This is a genomic window from Pseudofrankia saprophytica (genome assembly GCF_000235425.2).
In the GTDB taxonomy this organism is placed as follows: domain Bacteria; phylum Actinomycetota; class Actinomycetes; order Frankiales; family Frankiaceae; genus Pseudofrankia; species Pseudofrankia saprophytica.
Genome location: NZ_KI912266.1, coordinates 1,071,886 through 1,088,410 on the forward strand (window position 1 = coordinate 1,071,886; position 16,525 = coordinate 1,088,410).

General features: G+C 71.8%; 16 protein-coding genes, 1 tRNA gene and 1 other RNA gene. 10 read left to right on the forward strand and 8 right to left on the reverse strand.

Annotated elements, in window-relative coordinates; genetic code table 11:
* Both FRCN3DRAFT_RS42655 and ffs read right to left on the reverse strand, forming a co-directional pair.
* A partial coding sequence (locus tag FRCN3DRAFT_RS42655) for a DNA polymerase III subunit gamma and tau (protein ID WP_007513177.1) occupies window positions 1-1,206 on the reverse strand: 1,206 nt, incomplete at its 3' end.
* 632 nt (window positions 1,207-1,838) lie between these two features.
* Window positions 1,839-1,935: signal recognition particle sRNA small type (ffs, locus tag FRCN3DRAFT_RS50530), an RNA gene on the reverse strand.
* A 127-nt stretch (window positions 1,936-2,062) separates the two neighbouring features.
* Here ffs and FRCN3DRAFT_RS0204675 point away from each other — a divergent pair.
* A tRNA-Ser gene (locus FRCN3DRAFT_RS0204675) sits at window positions 2,063-2,147 on the forward strand.
* Window positions 2,148-2,294: 147 nt separating this feature from the next.
* Here the strand turns inward: FRCN3DRAFT_RS0204675 and FRCN3DRAFT_RS0204680 are convergent.
* On the reverse strand, window positions 2,295-2,681 hold the full coding sequence (locus FRCN3DRAFT_RS0204680) for a hypothetical protein (RefSeq protein WP_027140259.1): 387 nt from the start codon (window positions 2,679-2,681) through the stop codon (window positions 2,295-2,297).
* A 94-nt stretch (window positions 2,682-2,775) separates the two neighbouring features.
* Between FRCN3DRAFT_RS0204680 and FRCN3DRAFT_RS0204685 the strand changes: the two genes are divergently transcribed.
* Together FRCN3DRAFT_RS0204685 and recR are read left to right on the forward strand one after the other, a co-directional pair.
* Window positions 2,776-3,189, forward strand: a complete 414-nt coding sequence (locus FRCN3DRAFT_RS0204685) for a YbaB/EbfC family nucleoid-associated protein (protein WP_007513174.1) — start codon at window positions 2,776-2,778, stop codon at window positions 3,187-3,189.
* Between the two features lie 81 nt (window positions 3,190-3,270).
* Window positions 3,271-3,870, forward strand: a complete 600-nt coding sequence (gene recR / locus FRCN3DRAFT_RS0204690) for a recombination mediator RecR (protein ID WP_007513172.1) — start codon at window positions 3,271-3,273, stop codon at window positions 3,868-3,870.
* 34 nt (window positions 3,871-3,904) lie between these two features.
* Here the strand turns inward: recR and FRCN3DRAFT_RS0204695 are convergent, their stop codons facing one another.
* Window positions 3,905-4,570 carry a hypothetical protein gene (locus FRCN3DRAFT_RS0204695; RefSeq protein WP_007513170.1) on the reverse strand — a complete coding sequence of 222 codons (666 nt, stop codon included), beginning with the start codon at window positions 4,568-4,570 and terminating at the stop codon, window positions 3,905-3,907.
* 323 nt (window positions 4,571-4,893) lie between these two features.
* Between FRCN3DRAFT_RS0204695 and FRCN3DRAFT_RS0204700 the strand changes: the two genes are divergently transcribed.
* Window positions 4,894-5,355, forward strand: a complete 462-nt coding sequence (locus FRCN3DRAFT_RS0204700; RefSeq protein WP_007513168.1) for a hypothetical protein — start codon at window positions 4,894-4,896, stop codon at window positions 5,353-5,355.
* Between the two features lie 36 nt (window positions 5,356-5,391).
* On the opposite strand, the gene FRCN3DRAFT_RS0204705 is transcribed toward FRCN3DRAFT_RS0204700, so the two are convergent.
* Together FRCN3DRAFT_RS0204705 and FRCN3DRAFT_RS0204710 are read right to left on the reverse strand one after the other, a co-directional pair.
* The gene (locus tag FRCN3DRAFT_RS0204705) at window positions 5,392-6,414 is read right to left on the reverse strand and encodes a zinc-binding alcohol dehydrogenase family protein (RefSeq protein WP_027140262.1); all 1,023 of its coding nucleotides are present in this window, start codon (window positions 6,412-6,414) and stop codon (window positions 5,392-5,394) included.
* Between the two features lie 374 nt (window positions 6,415-6,788).
* Window positions 6,789-7,373, reverse strand: coding sequence for a TerD family protein (locus FRCN3DRAFT_RS0204710; RefSeq protein WP_007513165.1), 585 nt, complete (start codon window positions 7,371-7,373; stop codon window positions 6,789-6,791).
* A gap of 382 nt (window positions 7,374-7,755) precedes the next feature.
* On the opposite strand from FRCN3DRAFT_RS0204710, the gene FRCN3DRAFT_RS42660 reads away from it, so the two are divergent.
* The 6 genes from FRCN3DRAFT_RS42660 (at window position 7,756) to FRCN3DRAFT_RS0204740 (ending at window position 14,320) form a co-directional block, all read left to right on the forward strand.
* Window positions 7,756-8,907, forward strand: a complete 1,152-nt coding sequence (locus FRCN3DRAFT_RS42660) for an ABC transporter ATP-binding protein (RefSeq protein WP_007513163.1) — start codon at window positions 7,756-7,758, stop codon at window positions 8,905-8,907.
* Window positions 8,904-9,650, forward strand: a complete 747-nt coding sequence (locus tag FRCN3DRAFT_RS0204720) for an ABC transporter permease (RefSeq protein WP_007513162.1) — start codon at window positions 8,904-8,906, stop codon at window positions 9,648-9,650. The genes FRCN3DRAFT_RS42660 and FRCN3DRAFT_RS0204720 overlap by 4 nt, the downstream gene beginning before the upstream one ends.
* 30 nt (window positions 9,651-9,680) lie before the next feature.
* Window positions 9,681-11,075, forward strand: a complete 1,395-nt coding sequence (locus FRCN3DRAFT_RS0204725; RefSeq protein ID WP_007513160.1) for a sensor histidine kinase — start codon at window positions 9,681-9,683, stop codon at window positions 11,073-11,075.
* Window positions 11,072-11,677: a response regulator transcription factor gene (locus FRCN3DRAFT_RS0204730; protein WP_007513158.1), complete on the forward strand. Its 606-nt coding sequence runs from the start codon at window positions 11,072-11,074 to the stop codon at window positions 11,675-11,677. The genes FRCN3DRAFT_RS0204725 and FRCN3DRAFT_RS0204730 overlap by 4 nt, the downstream gene beginning before the upstream one ends.
* Window positions 11,678-11,805: 128 nt before the next feature.
* Window positions 11,806-13,074, forward strand: coding sequence for an aspartate kinase (locus FRCN3DRAFT_RS0204735; RefSeq protein ID WP_007513156.1), 1,269 nt, complete (start codon window positions 11,806-11,808; stop codon window positions 13,072-13,074).
* 172 nt (window positions 13,075-13,246) lie between these two features.
* A complete protein-coding gene (locus FRCN3DRAFT_RS0204740; RefSeq protein WP_007513154.1) occupies window positions 13,247-14,320 on the forward strand; it encodes an aspartate-semialdehyde dehydrogenase in 1,074 nt (357 codons plus the stop codon).
* Between the two features lie 280 nt (window positions 14,321-14,600).
* Here the strand turns inward: FRCN3DRAFT_RS0204740 and FRCN3DRAFT_RS0204745 are convergent, their stop codons facing one another.
* Together FRCN3DRAFT_RS0204745 and FRCN3DRAFT_RS0204750 are read right to left on the reverse strand one after the other, a co-directional pair.
* Window positions 14,601-14,804 carry a cold-shock protein gene (locus tag FRCN3DRAFT_RS0204745; RefSeq protein WP_007513152.1) on the reverse strand — a complete coding sequence of 68 codons (204 nt, stop codon included), beginning with the start codon at window positions 14,802-14,804 and terminating at the stop codon, window positions 14,601-14,603.
* A gap of 448 nt (window positions 14,805-15,252) precedes the next feature.
* A complete protein-coding gene (locus tag FRCN3DRAFT_RS0204750; protein ID WP_007513150.1) occupies window positions 15,253-16,494 on the reverse strand; it encodes a trans-sulfuration enzyme family protein in 1,242 nt (413 codons plus the stop codon).
* Window positions 16,495-16,525 lie beyond the last annotated feature (31 nt).

Genomic DNA, 16,525 nt, shown 5'->3' on the forward strand with positions numbered 1-16,525 from the left:
GGCCGCGGGAGCCGCCAAGGCCGGGGCGCCCGCGGCGGCCGGGACACCCGCGGCCAAGCCGCGCTCCAGCCGTTCCAGGCGGACGAGCATGGCGGCCTGGTCCGTCGCCGCGCCCGGCAGCAACGCCCTGGCCAGGACGAGCTCGAGGAGCAGCCGGGGACTCGCCGTCCCGCGCATCTCCGCCAGGCCGGCGTGCAGCACGTCGGCGGTCCGCGACAGCTCCGCCGGGCCGACCCTGCCAGCCTGGGCCTTCATCCGGTCGATCTGGTCGGACGAGAAGGCGTCGAGGAGGCCGCGCTCGACCGCGTCGGGCACCGCATTGATCAGAATGAGGTCGCGCAGCCGCTCCAGCAGGTCCGCGGTGAAGCGGCGCGGGTCGTGCCCCGACCCCACGACCTTGTCGACCACGGTGAACAGCGTCGCCCCGTCGCGGGCGGCGAGCGCGTCGACGGCCTCGTCGAGCAGCACCCCGTCGGTCATCCCGAGCAGCGCGACCGCCCGCTCGTAGCGCAGTCCCTCGGGACCGGCGCCCGCCAGCAGCTGATCGAGCACCGACAGCGAGTCGCGCACCGAGCCGGCGCCAGCGCGGACCACCAGCGGGAGCACCGACGGGTCGATCTCGGCGCCTTCCTGGGCGCATATCGAGGCCAGATGATCGCGCAGCACCCCAGGCGGCACCAGCCGGAAGGCGTAGTGATGCGTCCTGGACCGGATGGTGGCGATCACCTTGTCCGGCTCGGTCGTCGCGAAGATGAACTTCAGGTAGGGTGGCGGCTCCTCGACGACCTTGAGCAGCGCGTTGAACGCCGCGGCGGTCACCATGTGCGCCTCGTCCACCACGAAGACCTTGAACCGGGCCGAGGCCGGCGCGAAGAACGCGCGTTCCCGCAGGTCACGAGCGTCGTCCACGAGGCCGTGCGAGGCGGCGTCGATCTCGGTGACGTCCATCGACGAGCCGGTCCGGATGGACACGCACTGGTCGCACACGCCACACGGTTCAGGCGTCGGCCCCTGCTCGCAGTTGAGCGAGGCGGCGAGGATCCGCGCCGACGAGGTCTTCCCGCAGCCGCGCGGGCCGCTGAACAGATAGGCATGGTGCAGCCGGCCGGTCCGCAGCGCCTGCATCAGCGCCGACGTCACATGCTCCTGCCCGACGACCTGGCTGAACATCGCGGGCCGGTACCGGTTGTACAGCGCTGTGCTCACAGTGTCTCGAGCTCACTCCCGGGGTTCCTGCCGGATTGATGAAGCTTGCGTAGTCCGGGGTCCCTGCCGGATCGGCGAAGCCGATCCGGGAGGTCTGCTGGTAGGTCCGGCCGCACTCACTCCACCGCCTTCCTCGTCCCTCGGAAGGCGGCTCCGCGAGCTTGCTCCTGCGCTCGCCAACCCGCCCTCGCAGCCCGCGTCACTACCTGCCCCGATCCGGTGCCTGGACTGCCAGGGGAACGGGGCAGGCCCATTCTCCGCCTCCGCGCGCCCACCGATGCGGGGACCACTCCGCCCCCCAGGATCGCGCGAACCGCGACACCGGGAGTCCCCGGGTCACTCCAAAGCACAGCCCTCGCCAACCCGGGAAGCCATCCCAGGGACGGCGGCGGCGACGAAGACCACCCCGCCCTCGCCGGTCTCCGCCCGCGGAGCGGCGGAGCCGCGCCGCGGAGCCACCGCGTCACGCCTCAGAGTCGCGCGAAGCACGACACCGGGCGTCCGGGGGTCGCCCCCCAGGCAGACATCAGCAGAACCGCGCCTCAAAGTCGCGAAGCACGACATCGGGGGTCCGGGGGTCGCCCCCGGGGCAGACATCACGAGCCCGGGGAAGCCGTCCAAAGGACGGCGAACAAGAGGACCCCTCGCGCACCCGCCAGAGCCCGCTTATCCTTGCTGCCTTCCGGCCCTGGGGAGGTTCACGAGGATGACGCCACACGAGGGGTCTGCTCCGCAGTCTAGCCCCCTGGCGCCGATCTTGGCGCCTGGGGCACCCCGGGCTGAGACACCCCGGAGATCCTCGCTCGGGCCCCGCCCGCCGGCCCCGACACGCCCACGATCCGGTACTCTCGTCGACGGAGGACTCGCCTAGTGGCCTAGGGCGCACGCTTGGAAAGCGTGTTGGGCTTACACCCTCGCGGGTTCGAATCCCGCGTCCTCCGCTCGGCGGGCTGCTCGGTACGCAGCACCTTCGCTATCGCGGAGGACGCCATGCCTGCCGGGGGGCGACCCCCTGGAATCCTCGACGCCAGACTTCGCCCGCCTTCGCGGCTCTGTCGCAACTCTGCGCGAAACACCCCGCCCGCGGATCATCTGGTCTCAGTCTTGGTCTCGCTCAGCGGATTCGCTGGACGTCGGGCCTCCCATAGAAGCTGGTCGAGCCGGCCCGCCGCGTCCTTCAACACGGGATCGGTGAGGTGCTGGTAGCGGCGGCGCATGCCCGTCGACCGTCCCATGATCCTCATGGCAGCCCGGTCGGGCACGTCGCCGGCACCATCGGACTCAAGATCAGTCAGACGTTGCGCGTCACCGGCGGCGCGTAGCGTCTGACTGATCTTGAAAGGATCGTTCCGAAACGGGCGGACGTCCTCGGGAAGCCCCACGCGGTCGGAAGGTGGCGGCACGCCCTCACTGACCGTCGCCCATCGGATGGCCGACGCGCTGTCGTGACGGCCGGTGAGGTCGGCGAGCCCCACCGCCAGGGCTTCCCCGGCCTCCGCACCATCCGCATAGGCGGCGGCCCCTGGTGTGGGCACGGATACTCCTCGCGGCGGACGTAGGATCATGGTCATGTCGAATCCTGGGGAGCCGTTCGGCGGGCTCGGCGGCGACGCGGCCGGTGGCTTCGGGGCGCTCTTCGAGCAGGCGCAGAAGATGCAGGCCGCGATGGTCACCGCGCAGCGGGAGCTGGCGGAGGCCCGTGTCGAGGGCAGCGCGAGTGGCGGGCTGGTCACCGCGACCGTGAACGGCGGCGGCGAGCTGGTCGACCTGAAGATCAGCCCGCAGGCCGTGGACCCGGACGACACCGAGACCCTCGCCGACCTGGTGCTGGCCGCGGTGCGTGACGCCACGACGAACGCGCACAAGCTGGCCGAGCAGAAGATGGCGGCGGCCACCGGCGGCCTGGGCGACGTGCTCGGAGGCCTAGGCGGCCCCGGTGGCGGGCTGCCAGGGATGCCGGGCGGCTTTCCGCAGCTCGGCTGACGGCACAGCTCGGCTCACGACATCGTGGCCTGATGGGTTTCTGGACTGACGGCGCTGACGGCGCGGGACGGTAAGGCAAACGTGTATGAAGGCGTCGTCCAGGACCTGATCGACGAGCTCGGGATGCTTCCCGGGATCGGGCCGAAGAGCGCCCAGCGCATCGCGTTCCACGTTCTCGCCGCCGACCCGGCAGACGTCCGCCGGCTCGCCAAGGCGCTCCTCGAGGTCAAGGACAAGGTCCGGTTCTGCCGGATCTGCTTCAACGTGGCCCAGGCCGAGCTGTGCCGGATCTGCTCCGACCCGCGCCGCGACACGACGGTGATCTGTGTCGTCGAGGAGTCGAAGGACGTCGTCGCGGTCGAGCGCACCCGTGAGTTCCGCGGCCGGTACCACGTGCTGGGCGGGGCGATCAACCCGATCGGCGGCGTTGGCCCCGACGACCTGCACATCCGCGAGCTGATCGCGCGGCTGGCCGACGGCTCGGTGACCGAGCTGATCCTGGCAACCGACCCGAACACCGAGGGTGAGGTCACCGCGAGCTACCTCGCCCGCCAGATCGCCCCGATGGGCCTGACCGTTTCCCGGCTGGCGAGCGGGCTGCCGATGGGCGGCGACCTGGAATGGGCGGACGAGGTAACCCTGGGCCGCGCCTTCGAGGGCCGCCGCACCGTCTCCCCCTGACGGCCGCCGCTCCCCCTGACGGCCGCCAGCGAGGCTAGAAGCCGAGGACTGGCGCGTAGGTGGAGCTGGGAATCGCCGATAGCGTCAGCAGAACAACGCTGATGTCCAGCTCGTCCGCCTCCACGGAGAAGTGCCCGACCATGCCACGGGTCAGGTAGACCGGCTGGCCACCGCGGCTGACCCGCACCCCGAAGACACCCGCCGCTCGCAGCCACCAGACCCTGTCGGCCGCTCTGATGCGCACCTGCCGGTTGTCGCGGCGCAGGTCAGTCACGAGCCTGCGCAATGGCGGGTGGGCGGCCCGCGGTCGGCCAGGCTGATCGACCGTGCCGGCGATCTCCTGGCCGGAGGCGTGCACCACCAGGCGAGCCGACTCCGCTGTCAGCTCGATCAGCGAGCTTTCTCGGGAGATCTCCTGACCGGCGGGCCACATCGTCGCCGGCCAGATTCCCTCCCCGGCGAGGACTCGCGCACCCAGCGGGCCGCCGGTCGGGTGCCCCGGCGGCAGCAACGCGCCGACCACCTGGCCGGCTCCATCGAGCCGCCAGGCGACCGACACGACAGCACCGGGGGCCAGGCCGGGCAACACCGGAGCGCGGGGAGCCGCTCCGGTGAGGCTCGCGCGCACGGGCAGCATGCGGAGCATCCGAGTGGGAGTGACATTGTGGATGAGGATCCACGACTGGGTCAGGCCGATCACGCCCAGCGCCTCCTCCAGCCATCCGCCACCGCGGCCCTGGAACGGGCGATCAGTCCAGCCAGGCGGCCCGGGATGCCCGTGTCCAGCGTGAACCACGCTCCGTTTCCACCGGTGGACAGTCTGCCATCCGCCCCTTACGCATCGCAATACGAGTACATCTCGGGAGCTATCCCGACATTCGATAACCCGTCAGAGCCATGCCGAAACGTCGATCGGATGCCCACCCCCGGTCGTGGTGCGCCGGTGGCCGGATGGCAGCGTGGAACGTGGAACGTGGAACGCGAGCCGGACCCGACCGGTCCTGTCAGGAGCGGGTACACCAGATGATCATAAGTTCGCACGTCGGAGCGGGCGCTCTGGTCGGCATGGCCATCCGCCGGCCGGGGGCGGCGCTTGCCGCGGGCTTCGTGTCCCACCTCGTGATGGACGCGCTGCCGCATTGGGGCACGGGCCCGAACACCGAGTCGGAATGGCTGCCGATCGCGAAGAAGGACGGCGTCGCGGGGCTCGCCGCGATGGCGCTGTTGACCGCGTCGGCGCCGGCGGCCGTCCGGCTCGGCGTGCTTGCCGGGATGACGGGTGCCTGCCTGCCGGACACCGACAAGATCGGCCGCTTCTTCGTCGGCCGCAGCCCTTGGCCGGTTCGATTCGACCGTTTCCACGAGGCGATCCAGAACGAGGCCCGCCACCGCCTCCCCCGCGAGGTCGCCACCGCCGCCGCGCTCACGGCGATCGGCACGCTCACCCTGCGAACCTGGTCCACCCGCGCTCAACGGACCGACTGATGACGGCGACGGGGGCGAGGATCACGTGGGCGAGGATCAGAGGTCGGGGAAGAGGACCGCGGCGCCGGTGACGCGGTCGGCGGCGAGGTCCGCCAGGGCACGGTCGGCGACGGCGAGCGGGTAGGGCGTCACGGTCACCTCCAGCCGGTGACGGGCGGCGATCTCCAGGAACTCGGTGCCGTCGGCCCGGGTGTTCGCGGTGGTGCTGCGCATCGAGCGCTCTTGGAACAGGTGGCGCTGGTAGTTCAACGTCGGGACGTCCGAAAGGTGGATCCCGGCGGTCGACAGGGTGCCGCCGCGGTCGAGCGCCTCGAGCGCGACCGGCACCAGGTCGCCGACCGGCGCGAACAGCACCGCCGCGTCCAGCGGCTCGGGCGGGGCGTCGTAGGCGCCGGTGACGGAAGAGGCACCCAGCGCCACCGCCAGCCGTTGGGCGTCCGCCGAGCGCGTCATCACGTGCACAGTGGCGCCCTCGGCGAGCGCCACCTGGGCGGCAAGATGCGCGGAGGCGCCGAAGCCGTAGATGCCGAGCCGTCCGCCCGGCGGCAGCTCGGCGCGCCGCAACGCCCGGTAGCCGACGATCCCGGCGCACAGCAGGGGCGCGAGCTCACCGTCGTCATAGCCAGCCGGGAGCAGGTAGGCATAGTCAGCGTTCACGACGGCGTACTGCGCATAGCCGCCGTCGACGTCCCAGCCGGTGTAGGTGGACGCCGGGCAGAGGTTCTCCGCGCCACGGCGGCAGTAACCGCAGGTGCCGTCCGTGCCGGCCAGCCAGGCGATGCCCAGCCGCCCGTCCGGCCCCAGCCCCGGCCAGTGGGCCTCGACGTCGACGCCGGGCCCAACCGCGTCCAGCCGGCCGACGACCTCGTGACCCGGGATGGTGAACGGACGGCGAGGTGTCAGGTCACCCTCGGCCAGATGCAGGTCCGTCCGGCACACCCCACAGGCGAGCACGCGCAGCCGGACCTGACCATGGCCAGGCTCGGGCACCGGCAGTTCGACCTGACGCAGCGGCCCCGTGGCCGCCGGCCCCGGCTTCGCCACCTGCCAGCCCACCATCATGTTCGCGCCCGCGGCCATGCCCGAAGACTCCCACCGCCCCCGCTGCCTGTCCCGCCAAGCCTCGGTTCGCCGGTACAGCACCACGACACACCCGGCCGCCACCCAGGCCGACCGCGCGCCGAAACGCCACCGGCCACCAGCGGCGTGATCGCCGTTTGTGCTCTTCGATGGTCGTCAGCCGGCCCCGCGAACGACCGCGGGAGGACGGAAACGACGATCAACGCCTAGCGGCGACGCGGCCCGGGTCGGCCCAATGCCTCTGGACCGACCCGGAACGAGCGCAAAGGACGCCTGGCGCCTGGCGCCCGACGTGCGGCGTTCAAGCGCCGGGCGGCCGGGCGAGGCGACCTCCGAGGGCTACCCCGAGGGGCTCAGACGTTGACCCCGTAGTCGCGCGCGAGACCGGCGAGGTCGTTGTGGCCCTGGCCGACAGCGCGGAACTTCCAGTCGGCGCCGTTGCGGTACACCTCACCGAAGATGACGACCGTCTCGGTCGAGTAGTCCTCGGACAGGTCGTAGCGGACGAGCTCGGTGCCGTTCTGGTCCACGACGCGGATGTAGGCGTTGCGGACCTGGCCGAAGTTCTGGGCCCGGTTGACGGCGTCGTAGATGGACACCGGGACGACGATCTTGGCAGCGTCGGCCGGGACGAGACCGAGGTTGATGACGACCGACTCGTCGTCGCCCTCGCCCTCGCCGGTCCGGTTGTCGCCGGACAGCTCGATCGCGCCATCGGGCGACTTCAGGTTGTTGAAGAAGACGAAATGCCCGTCCGAGACGACCTTGTTGCTCTCGCTGACGGCGATGGCCGACGCGTCGAGGTCGAACTCGGTTCCGGTGGTGGTGCGGGCATCCCAGCCGAGGCCGACGGTGAGCGTCGTGAGCTGCGGGTTGCCGGCGTCAGCCGCCGTCTTCGTCAGGCTGACGTTGCCGCCCTTGGCGAGGCTGATGGCCATGTATGAGTCCTTCCTGGCCGATCTATTCCACAAGCATCGACGGCCATGACAGTGAGCAGCGCTGGTCGCGAACACCTTCGCACAATTCGTCCGACCGATCAGCCGGCCCGTCGCGCGCCGGACACCGCAACCGGCCGTCGGGGCCACCCCTGGGCGTGTTCGACGACGCAACAACACCGAAACAGCACGGACTCGGCAACGAACGCACCATCGCGGGACGAGCGGGGTGCCCGTCCCGCGAGGGCCCACCGAGCAGGCCCAGCGCACAGGCCCTAGCGCGCAGGCCCCAGCGCGCGGCCGATCAGCGAGATGACGGATGTCATGGCGGGGTCGTGACGGTCATGACTGACGCGAGGATCGCCCTGGGCAGCACCCTGCTGGCATGCCCAGATTCAACGCGTCGCGGCCGCCGCGAGACGAGCGCGCCACCCGCCGGGCCCGCGGCACCGGCCCCGCGGCGCCATCCCCCGCGACCACCACCAGGCCATCCGCGAGGTCATCCCCGACGCCGGCCGCGCCGGCCGCGCCCGCCGCGCCGAGGTCTCCCGGCGCAGCGCCGATCGTGCTCGACGGCGTCCACCGGGGCTATGGGGCGACGAAGGCGGTGGCCGGGGTGAGCCTGACCGTCCCCGCCGGCCAGGTCGTCGCGTTGCTCGGCCCGAACGGTGCCGGCAAGTCCACCGCCATCGACATCCTGCTGGGCCTGACCAGGCCCGACCGCGGCACGGTCAGCCTGTTCGGCCAGGAGCCGCGGCAGGCCTGCGCGAACGGGCTGGTCGGCGCGATGCTGCAGAACGGGGGCCTGCTCCCGTACGCGACGGTCGGCGCGGTGCTCGACGCGCTGCGCGGGCTCTACCCGCACCCGCTGCCCACCGCCGAGGTGCTGCGCCGCGCGGGCGCGGCCGACCTGGCCGGTACCCGCACCGAGCGGCTCTCCGGCGGCCAGCGTCAGCGGGTCCGCTTCGCGGCCGCGCTGCTGCCCGATCCCGCCCTGCTGGTGCTGGACGAGCCGACGGCGGCGATGGACGTGGCCGCGCGGCTCGCGTTCTGGGCGGCGACGCGGGAATGGGCCGCCGAGGGGCGCACCGTGCTGTTCGCGACCCATTACCTGGCCGAGGCCGACGACTTCGCCGACCGGATCGTGCTGCTGCGCGCGGGCGAGGTCGTCGTGGACGGTCCCACGACCGAGGTGAAGGCGCAGGTCGGCGGCCGGACGATCCGCGCGACGCTGCCCGGCGCCGAGACGGGCCGGCTCGCGACGTTCGGGCCGCTGCCCGGAGTCACCAGGGCCGAGGCTCGCGGCGAGACGATCGAGCTGGCGTGCGCCGACAGCGACCGGGCACTGCGGGCGCTGCTCGCCGCCGCCCCGGACGTCCGGGACATCGAGATCACCGGCGCCGGCCTGGAGGACGCCTTCGTCGCCCTCACCAGCGCCCCCACGGACCACGCCGCGCCGCCCCAGGCCGCGCCGCCCCAGGCGTCGGCACGTCAGGAATGGGCATCTCAGGAATGGGCCAAGGAGACCTCGCGATGAACCCGGCCCTGCTGACCGCCCGCTACACCCGGTTCGAGATAGGCCGGATCTGGCGCAACCCACGCTTCCTGATCTTCAGCGTGACGTTTCCCTTCATCATGTTCGCCGCCTTCACCTCGAGCGACGCCGGCGACCAGCTCGGCGACATCACCGTTGGCCCGTACGTCATGGTCAGCATGGCGACCTTCGGCGCGATGGTGTCCGTCGTCGGCACCGCCGGGCGGATCGCGCTGGAGCGCACGGGTGGCTGGAGCCGCCAGCTGCGGCTGACCGCGCTCACCGGTGGCCACTATCTGCTCACCAAGGTGCTCACCTCGTTCACGCTGGCGCTGCCCGCGCTGGTCGTGGTGTTCGTCGAGGCGGGCGCGCTCGGCCGCGCCAAGCTGGCAGTGCACACATACTTCGTCGTCGGCCTGTGGGTACTGATCGGCATGGTGCCGTTGGCCGCGTTCGGGATCTGGCTGGGCTACCTGCTGCGCGCCGACAACGCGGCGCAGCTGTCCGGCGCGGTCTCCTCGCTGCTCGCGCTTGCCGGCGGCGTGTGGGTACCGGTCGAGCAGTTCCCGGACTGGATGGCCGGGATCGCGAAGGCGCTGCCGGTGTACTGGACGGCCGACGCCGGCCGCGAGGTGATCGCCGGTAGTTGGCTCGGCTGGCGCGGTCTGGTCATCCTGGCGGTATGGACCGTTGTTTTCGGCCGGCTCGCGGCCCGGGCCTACTCCCGTGACCAGCTGCGAGCCTGACAGCGCAGGACGACGATCGAGGCGACGAGCGTGGTGACGGGTACCAGCATGGCGATGGGCCAGACGGCGGGTGAGCCGTCGCAGGACACGCTCGCGGTGGTCCGGCGGTTCTTCCTGGAGCCGATCCGGGGGGAGAACGCGCTCGGGCGTGAGGCCGGCGTCGGCCGGTGGCGGCGCACCGCGGCGATCTGGCTGGTCTACCTCGGATACTCGGTCGGCGACCTGTTCGCGAATGACCGGCCGCCGCGGATAGCGCTCGGGCTGATCCTGCTGGCCGCGTTCGCCTACCTCTACGTCGGCCCGCTTCCCCGGGCGATGTTCGGCGGGCCGCGGCGCTATCAGGCGACGGTGCTGGTCGGGATGCCCGGTATCACCGTTGTCTACCTGGTCGTGCTGGGCCGCAGCGGGCTGGTGATGCCGGTCTTCGACTCCGTCGCCTTCGCCATGCTGCTGCTCCCGGTGATCGGACTGCCGATCATCCTGGCGATGGCGGCGGCGGTCACCTGGCTGCCGCAGTACGTCCCGAGCTGGGACGTGCACGGCGAGCAGTGGTCGCTCTCCGGGCCGATCATGCTCGTGGTCTTCGCTCTCTACGTGATGCGGACCGGGACGCGGCACCAGATCGAGCTGTTCCAGGCCCGGCGGGAGATCGAGCGGCTGGCCAAGGAGCAGGAGCGGCTGCGGATCAGCCGGGACATGCACGATCTGCTGGGGCACGCGTTGACGACGATCACGGTCAAGGCCGAGCTCGCGTCCCGGATCGTCGGCCGCGACCCGGGCCGGGCGGCGGCCGAGATGGCGCAGGTGGCGGCGCTCGGCCGGGAGGGGCTCGCCGACGTGCGGGCGGCGCTGGCCGGCTACCGGCCGGTGAGCCTGGCCGGCGAGGTGGCCTCCGCGCGGGAGGTGCTGCGCGCCGCGGGCATCGACGCGGAGCTGCCTGCGGCCGTCGAGCAGGTTCCGGCCGAGCTGAGCGAGCTGTTCGGCTGGGTGTTGCGGGAGGGAGTGACCAACGTCGTGCGGCACAGCGGCGCGCGATCCGTCCAGGTGGCGCTGACGGACAGGTCCATCGAGGTCGTCGACGACGGTCGCGGCCCCCTGCCACGGGGCGCCACCGCCGGCCCGGCTGGCGTGGCCGACCCGGCCGGCCTGGCTGCTCCGGCGGCCCTCGTGCCGTCCGCTCGGACGGGGACGGGGACCCGCGCGGAGCGGGGCGCCCCCGGCCATGGGCTCGAGGGGCTCGCCGAGCGGGTCGCCGCGGCGGGCGGGCGGCTGGAGACCGGCCCCGCTCGGCCCACGTCGAACGACGCGGATGCAGACGCGGGCGCCGATGCCGACGTCGCGTCCGGCGCGCCGGCGGCGGGCGCGGCGGGTGACGCGACAGGGGAGGGCGGAGGCTTCCGGCTGCGCGCGGTGGTGCCGGCGTGATCCGCGTGCTGCTCGCCGACGACCAGCACCTGGTCCGCGGGGCGCTGGCCGCGTTGCTGTCGCTGGAGGACGACATCGAGATCGTCGGGCAGGTCGGCCGCGGCGACGAGGTCGTCGCGGCCGTCAGGGAGCTGCTGCCGGACGTCGTGCTGATGGACGTCGAGATGCCCGGAATCGACGGGCTGGCCGCCGCTGGCGCGGTGCGCGCCGCTCGGCCGGCCAGCCGGGTGCTCATCGTGACCACCTTCGGGAGGGCTGGCTACCTGCGCCGGGCGATGGAGGCCGGGGCGCTGGGCTTCGTCGTCAAGGACGCGCCGCCGGACGCGCTCGCGGAGGCGGTGCGCCGGGTCTCCCGGGGCGAGCGGGTCGTCGACCCGACGCTCGCCGCCGCGACGCTCGCCACCGGTCCTAGCCCGCTCACCGCCCGCGAGCGCGACGTCCTCGTCGCGGCGCGCGACGGGGCGACCGTGGCCGACATCGCCGGCCGGCTGTTCCTGTCCGAGGGCACCGTCCGCAACTACCTGTCCGCCGCGATCGCCAAGACCGGAGCCCGCAACCGCATGGAGGCACTCCGGGCCGCCGAGGAGTCCGGCTGGCTCTGACCAGCGCCGATGCGGCTGGCGGCCGTCGGCGCCGCGAGACCGGCGAGGCCACGCCGGGAGCCGGTGACGTGGCGACGGAGGGCGAAAAACGAGTCGGGAACGGTGGCCGCACTCTGTAGCCTGAGGGCATGGCGCTGGTGGTGGCGAAGTTCGGCGGCTCCTCCGTTGCGGACGCCGACAAGATCAAAAGGGTGGCCGAGCGGGTCGTCGAGCAGCGCCGCGAGGGTAACGATGTGTGCGTCGTCGTGAGCGCGATGGGTGACACGACCGACGAGCTGCTCGAGCTCGCCGAGCAGGTGTCCCCGCTGCCGCCGCCCCGTGAGCTGGACATGCTGCTGACCTCGGGCGAGCGCATCTCGATGGCGCTGCTGGCGATGGCGATCTCCAACCTGGGTGCCGAGGCGCGCTCGTTCACCGGCTCGCAGGCCGGAGTGATCACGACGGGCACGCACGGCAAGGCGCGGATCATCGACGTCACCCCCGGCCGGATCCGCACCGCGCTCGACGAGGGCGCGATCGCGATCGTCGCCGGTTTCCAGGGCGTCAGCCAGGACACCAAGGACATCACGACGCTCGGCCGCGGCGGCTCGGACACCACCGCGGTCGCGCTGGCCGCCGCGCTGCACGCCGACGTCTGCGAGATCTACACCGACGTGGACGGCGTCTTCACCGCCGACCCGCGGATCGTGCCGAACGCGCGGAAGATCGACACGCTCTCCTACGAGGAGATGCTCGAGCTCGCCGCCAGCGGCGCCAAGGTCCTCATGCTGCGCTGCGTCGAGTACGCCCGCCGCTACAGCGTTCCCGTCCATGTCCGCTCGTCGTTCGCGACGAAGCCGGGAACCTGGGTCATCGACATTCCGGAGGCTGAACTCGTGGAACAGGCCATCATCCGCGGCGTCGCGCACGACAACAGCGAGGCGAAGGTGACGGTCGTCGGCTGCCCGGACAAGCCCGGGGTCGCGGCGGCTGTGTTCCGCGCCGTCGCGAACTCGGACGTCAACCTCGACATGATCGTCCAGGTCGGCTCGGTCGCCGGCAGCGGCCGCACGGACATCTCGTTCACGCTGCCGAAGACGGACGGCCGCATCGCGCTGGCCGCGCTCGACAAGGTGCGCGAGGAGATCGGCTTCGAGAAGACCCTGTACGACGACCACATCGGCAAGCTGTCGCTGATCGGCGCGGGGATGAAGTCGCATCCCGGTGTGTCCGCCCGGTTCTTCGGCGCGCTCGCGGACTCGGGTGTGAACGTCGAGATCATCTCGACCTCCGAGATCCGGATCTCGGTCGTCGTCCGCGACACCGACCTGCCGGGCGCCGTCCGGGCGGTCCACGACGCCTTCGAGCTCGGCGACCCCGACAACCAGGCCATCGTCTACGCCGGCACCGGCCGCTAGCTTCCCACCGATCTGCCCATGCACGGGTGAACGCATACCGGACGCTCGGCGTTGATCACGGGTAGGCAGGCAGATCGCAGACCTCCCAGATCGCTTCGCGATCCGGCAGGGACCCCGGGGCCCCTCGCCTGACTTCAGCAAGAGCAAGCCCATATGGAGAGGAACTTCGGCCGTGGCCGACGAGATTGTGCGCCGTCCTACCCTTGCCATCGTTGGCGCGACCGGAGCCGTGGGCACCGTCATGCTGTCGCTGCTGGACGAGCGCCCGGACATCTGGGGTGAGATTCGCCTGATCGCCTCCGCCCGCTCGGCGGGGCGGACGCTGCGGGTACGCGGCGAGGACGTGGTCGTCCAGGCGCTCGCGCCCGAGGTCTTCGACGGTGTCGACATCGCGATGTTCGACGTGCCCGACGAGGTCTCCGCCCAGTGGGCACCGGTCGCCGCCGAGCGCGGAGCGATCGCCGTCGACAACTCCGGCGCGTTCCGGATGGACGCGGACGTGCCGCTGATCGTCCCGGAGGTCAACGCCGACGCGCTCGCGGACACGCCACGCGGGATCATCGCCAACCCGAACTGCACGACGCTGTCGATGATCGTCGCCGTCGGCGCGCTGCACCGCGAGTTCGGCCTCGAGTCGCTGTTCGCCACGTCCTACCAGGCGGCCAGCGGCGCCGGGCAGGCCGGCATCGACGCGCTCTATGACCAGCTGGCCGTCGTCGGCGGCCGCCGCGACCTCGGCCAGGCCGCCGGCGACGTGCGCAAGGCCCTCGGTGAGGACGCCCTCGGGCCGTTCCCGGCTCCGCTCGCGCTCAACGTGGTCCCCTGGGCCGGCTCACTCAAGGACGGCGGCTGGTCGTCCGAGGAGATGAAGATCCGCAACGAGTCGCGCAAGATCCTCGGACTGCCGAGCCTGCGCGTCTCGACGACCTGCGTGCGGGTTCCGGTCATCACCACCCACGCGGTGGCGGTGCACGCCCGGTTCACCCGCCCGGTCAGCGCCGCCGAGGCCCGCGCCGTGCTCACCAGCGCCCCCGGGGTGGCCGTCGTCGACGACCCAGCGAACGGCGAGTTCCCGACGCCGGCGGACGTCGTCGGCACCGACCCCACCTGGGTGGGCCGAATCCGCCAGTCGCCGGACGACCCGAACGAGGTAGCGCTTTTCGTGTGTGGCGACAACCTCCGCAAGGGCGCAGCCCTGAACACCTTGCAGATCGCCGAGACCCTCGTCGCCCGCGGCTTGAGCTAACTCCCGCCTGGCGCGGCGGCTTACCGGACAACGGTTGCGAATACAAATACCGGGGGCCCTTCTGCGCGCCCGGGCGGCGCAAGCGCCGAAGCCACCGCGAAATGCGATCAGCCCGCCTCCCCGGGGGAAGGCGGGCTGATCGTGGTCAAAGACTGAGCCCTAGGTCGAGCAAAGCCCGACGGTGGGGTCCGGGGTCACCCCCGAAGCGATATGCAGAGCGGGCCACCGGGAGGCTGCCGAAGGCGGCGACCGTGGTGGCCCGTGTCAAGGTCTGCGTGGCTCAGATGGCGTGGACAGCGTCGGCCTGCGGCCCCTTCTGACCCTGGGTCACCTGGAACTCGACCCGCTGGCCCTCCTCGAGGGACTTGTAGCCGTCCATGTCGATCGCGCTGTAGTGGACGAAGACGTCGGAGCCGCCGCCGTCCACAGAGATGAAGCCGAAGCCCTTTTCCGAGTTGAACCACTTGACCGTGCCCTGAGCCACGTGCCGTTCTCCCTGCTGGTGCAGTCAGGGCCCGCACCGCGCGGACCCCGGGCCAATTGCCGGCGACACATTCATCACCGGCTCAGTTCCGCGGCGTCTCGGTTGAGACACAACCGAACTGTAGCCAGCCTCGACGGTACACGTCGACGGGCGCGCGCGGGAGGCCTCCAGCCCAGGAAGTCCCACTTCATCCGTCGGTAACAAGCCGACGCCCACGCGCGCGCGGATGCCCATATCGCATCCGCCCCAATCGGTCGAGACCGCGCGCCGGCATGACGAAACGACACGCCGCGACACAAACCAGCCACCGACCGAAAGGTGATATAGGTCACCCATTATAGTCCAGTGTGCGCGCATGGCGCCATTGGTCTCCACAGCCGTGTGGCACTTCGTTCCGCCGGCACTTCGTCGGGACACCGGGCGAGGGGCCGAAAGCCAGCCCTGGCAGCTACTGGCCGGGCAGCGCCCGCGCGAGATCGGCGATCAGATCGGCGGGTTCCTCCAGCCCGATGGACAGGCGCAGTAGGCCAAGATCGACGCCGGCCGCCGCGATCTCGTCAGGGGTCTGGTGGGAGAACACCAGGGTCGCCGGGTGCGTGATCAGGCTCTCGACGCCCCCGAGGCTGACCGCGTTGACGAACAGGTCGACCCCGCGCAGCACGCCCTGGGCCGCCTCGAACCCGCCCCGCACGACGAAGCTGAGCATGCCGCCGAACCCGGTCATCTGCCGGCGGGCGAGCTCGTGCTGCGGATGGTCGACCAGCCCCGGGTAGTGCACCGCCTCGACGGCGGGGTGGCCGGCGAGGAACTCGGCGACGACCTGCGCGGACGAGTTCTGCCGCGCCAGCCGCAGCGGGAAGGTACGCAGGCCGCGGGCCAGCAGCCAGGCTTCGAAGGGATGGCAGACCGGGCCGAAGACCCGGGCGGTCTGCCAGGCCGCCTCCATCAGGTCGGCGCGGCCCGTCACCACGCCCGCGGTGACGTCGCTGTGCCCCCCGAGGTACTTCGTCGCCGACTGGACGACGAGGTCGGCGCCGAGCTCGATCGGGCGGGTGTTGAAGGGCGACGCGAACGTGTTGTCCGTGATCATCAATGCGCCGTGGTCGTGGGCCGCGCGGGCCGCCGCGGCGAGATCGGTGAGGACCAGGCTCGGGTTGCTCGGCGTCTCGGTGTAGACGACCCTGGTCCGGTCGGTGACCGCCGCCGCGAGCGCCGCCGGGTCCGACTGCTCGACCAGGCTCACCTCGACGCCGAAGCGCGGCAGCACGTCCGTCAGCAGGGTGAGCGACGCGGTGTAGTGCTGGGTCTGGGCCACGACGTGGTCGCCCTGGGAGACGTTCGACAGCAGTGCGGCGCTGACCGCCGCCATCCCGCTGCCGACGAGGAGCGCGGCCTCGGCGCCGTCGAGTTCGCGCAGCATCTCCTCGCAGGCCCGGGCGTTGGGCGAGCCGTAGCGGGTGTAGAACCGCGCCGGGCTGACGGCGCTCGCGACCTCGGCGGCCCGCTCGTCCGCTGGCAGCCGGTAGGTGCTGGTCTGGAAGATCGGCGGGTTGAGCGGCTCGCCGATCGGGTCGTCGTGCCAGTCCGGGTGGATCAGCCGGGTGATGTCCGCCCAGTTCCTGGCCGCGGCCGGTTCGGGGTTCCGCCGCCGGGGGTTGCGCTGTTCGGAATTCCGTTGTTCGCCGGTCATGGCCACAGCCTGCCCGGCCCGTCGGCCAGGC

Excerpts from the sequence above, each read along its gene's own strand:
- FRCN3DRAFT_RS0204685 (WP_007513174.1), top strand. The coding sequence starts at position 2,776 with ATGTCGAATCCTGGGGAGCCGTTCGGCGGGCTCGGCGGCGACGCGGCC.
- FRCN3DRAFT_RS0204700 (WP_007513168.1), top strand. The coding sequence starts at position 4,894 with ATGATCATAAGTTCGCACGTCGGAGCGGGCGCTCTGGTCGGCATGGCC.
- FRCN3DRAFT_RS0204705 (WP_027140262.1), bottom strand. The coding sequence starts at position 6,414 with ATGGTGGGCTGGCAGGTGGCGAAGCCGGGGCCGGCGGCCACGGGGCCG.
- FRCN3DRAFT_RS0204710 (WP_007513165.1), bottom strand. The coding sequence starts at position 7,373 with ATGGCCATCAGCCTCGCCAAGGGCGGCAACGTCAGCCTGACGAAGACG.
- FRCN3DRAFT_RS42660 (WP_007513163.1), top strand. The coding sequence starts at position 7,756 with ATGCCCAGATTCAACGCGTCGCGGCCGCCGCGAGACGAGCGCGCCACC.
- FRCN3DRAFT_RS0204720 (WP_007513162.1), top strand. The coding sequence starts at position 8,904 with ATGAACCCGGCCCTGCTGACCGCCCGCTACACCCGGTTCGAGATAGGC.
- FRCN3DRAFT_RS0204735 (WP_007513156.1), top strand. The coding sequence starts at position 11,806 with ATGGCGCTGGTGGTGGCGAAGTTCGGCGGCTCCTCCGTTGCGGACGCC.
- FRCN3DRAFT_RS0204750 (WP_007513150.1), bottom strand. The coding sequence starts at position 16,494 with ATGACCGGCGAACAACGGAATTCCGAACAGCGCAACCCCCGGCGGCGG.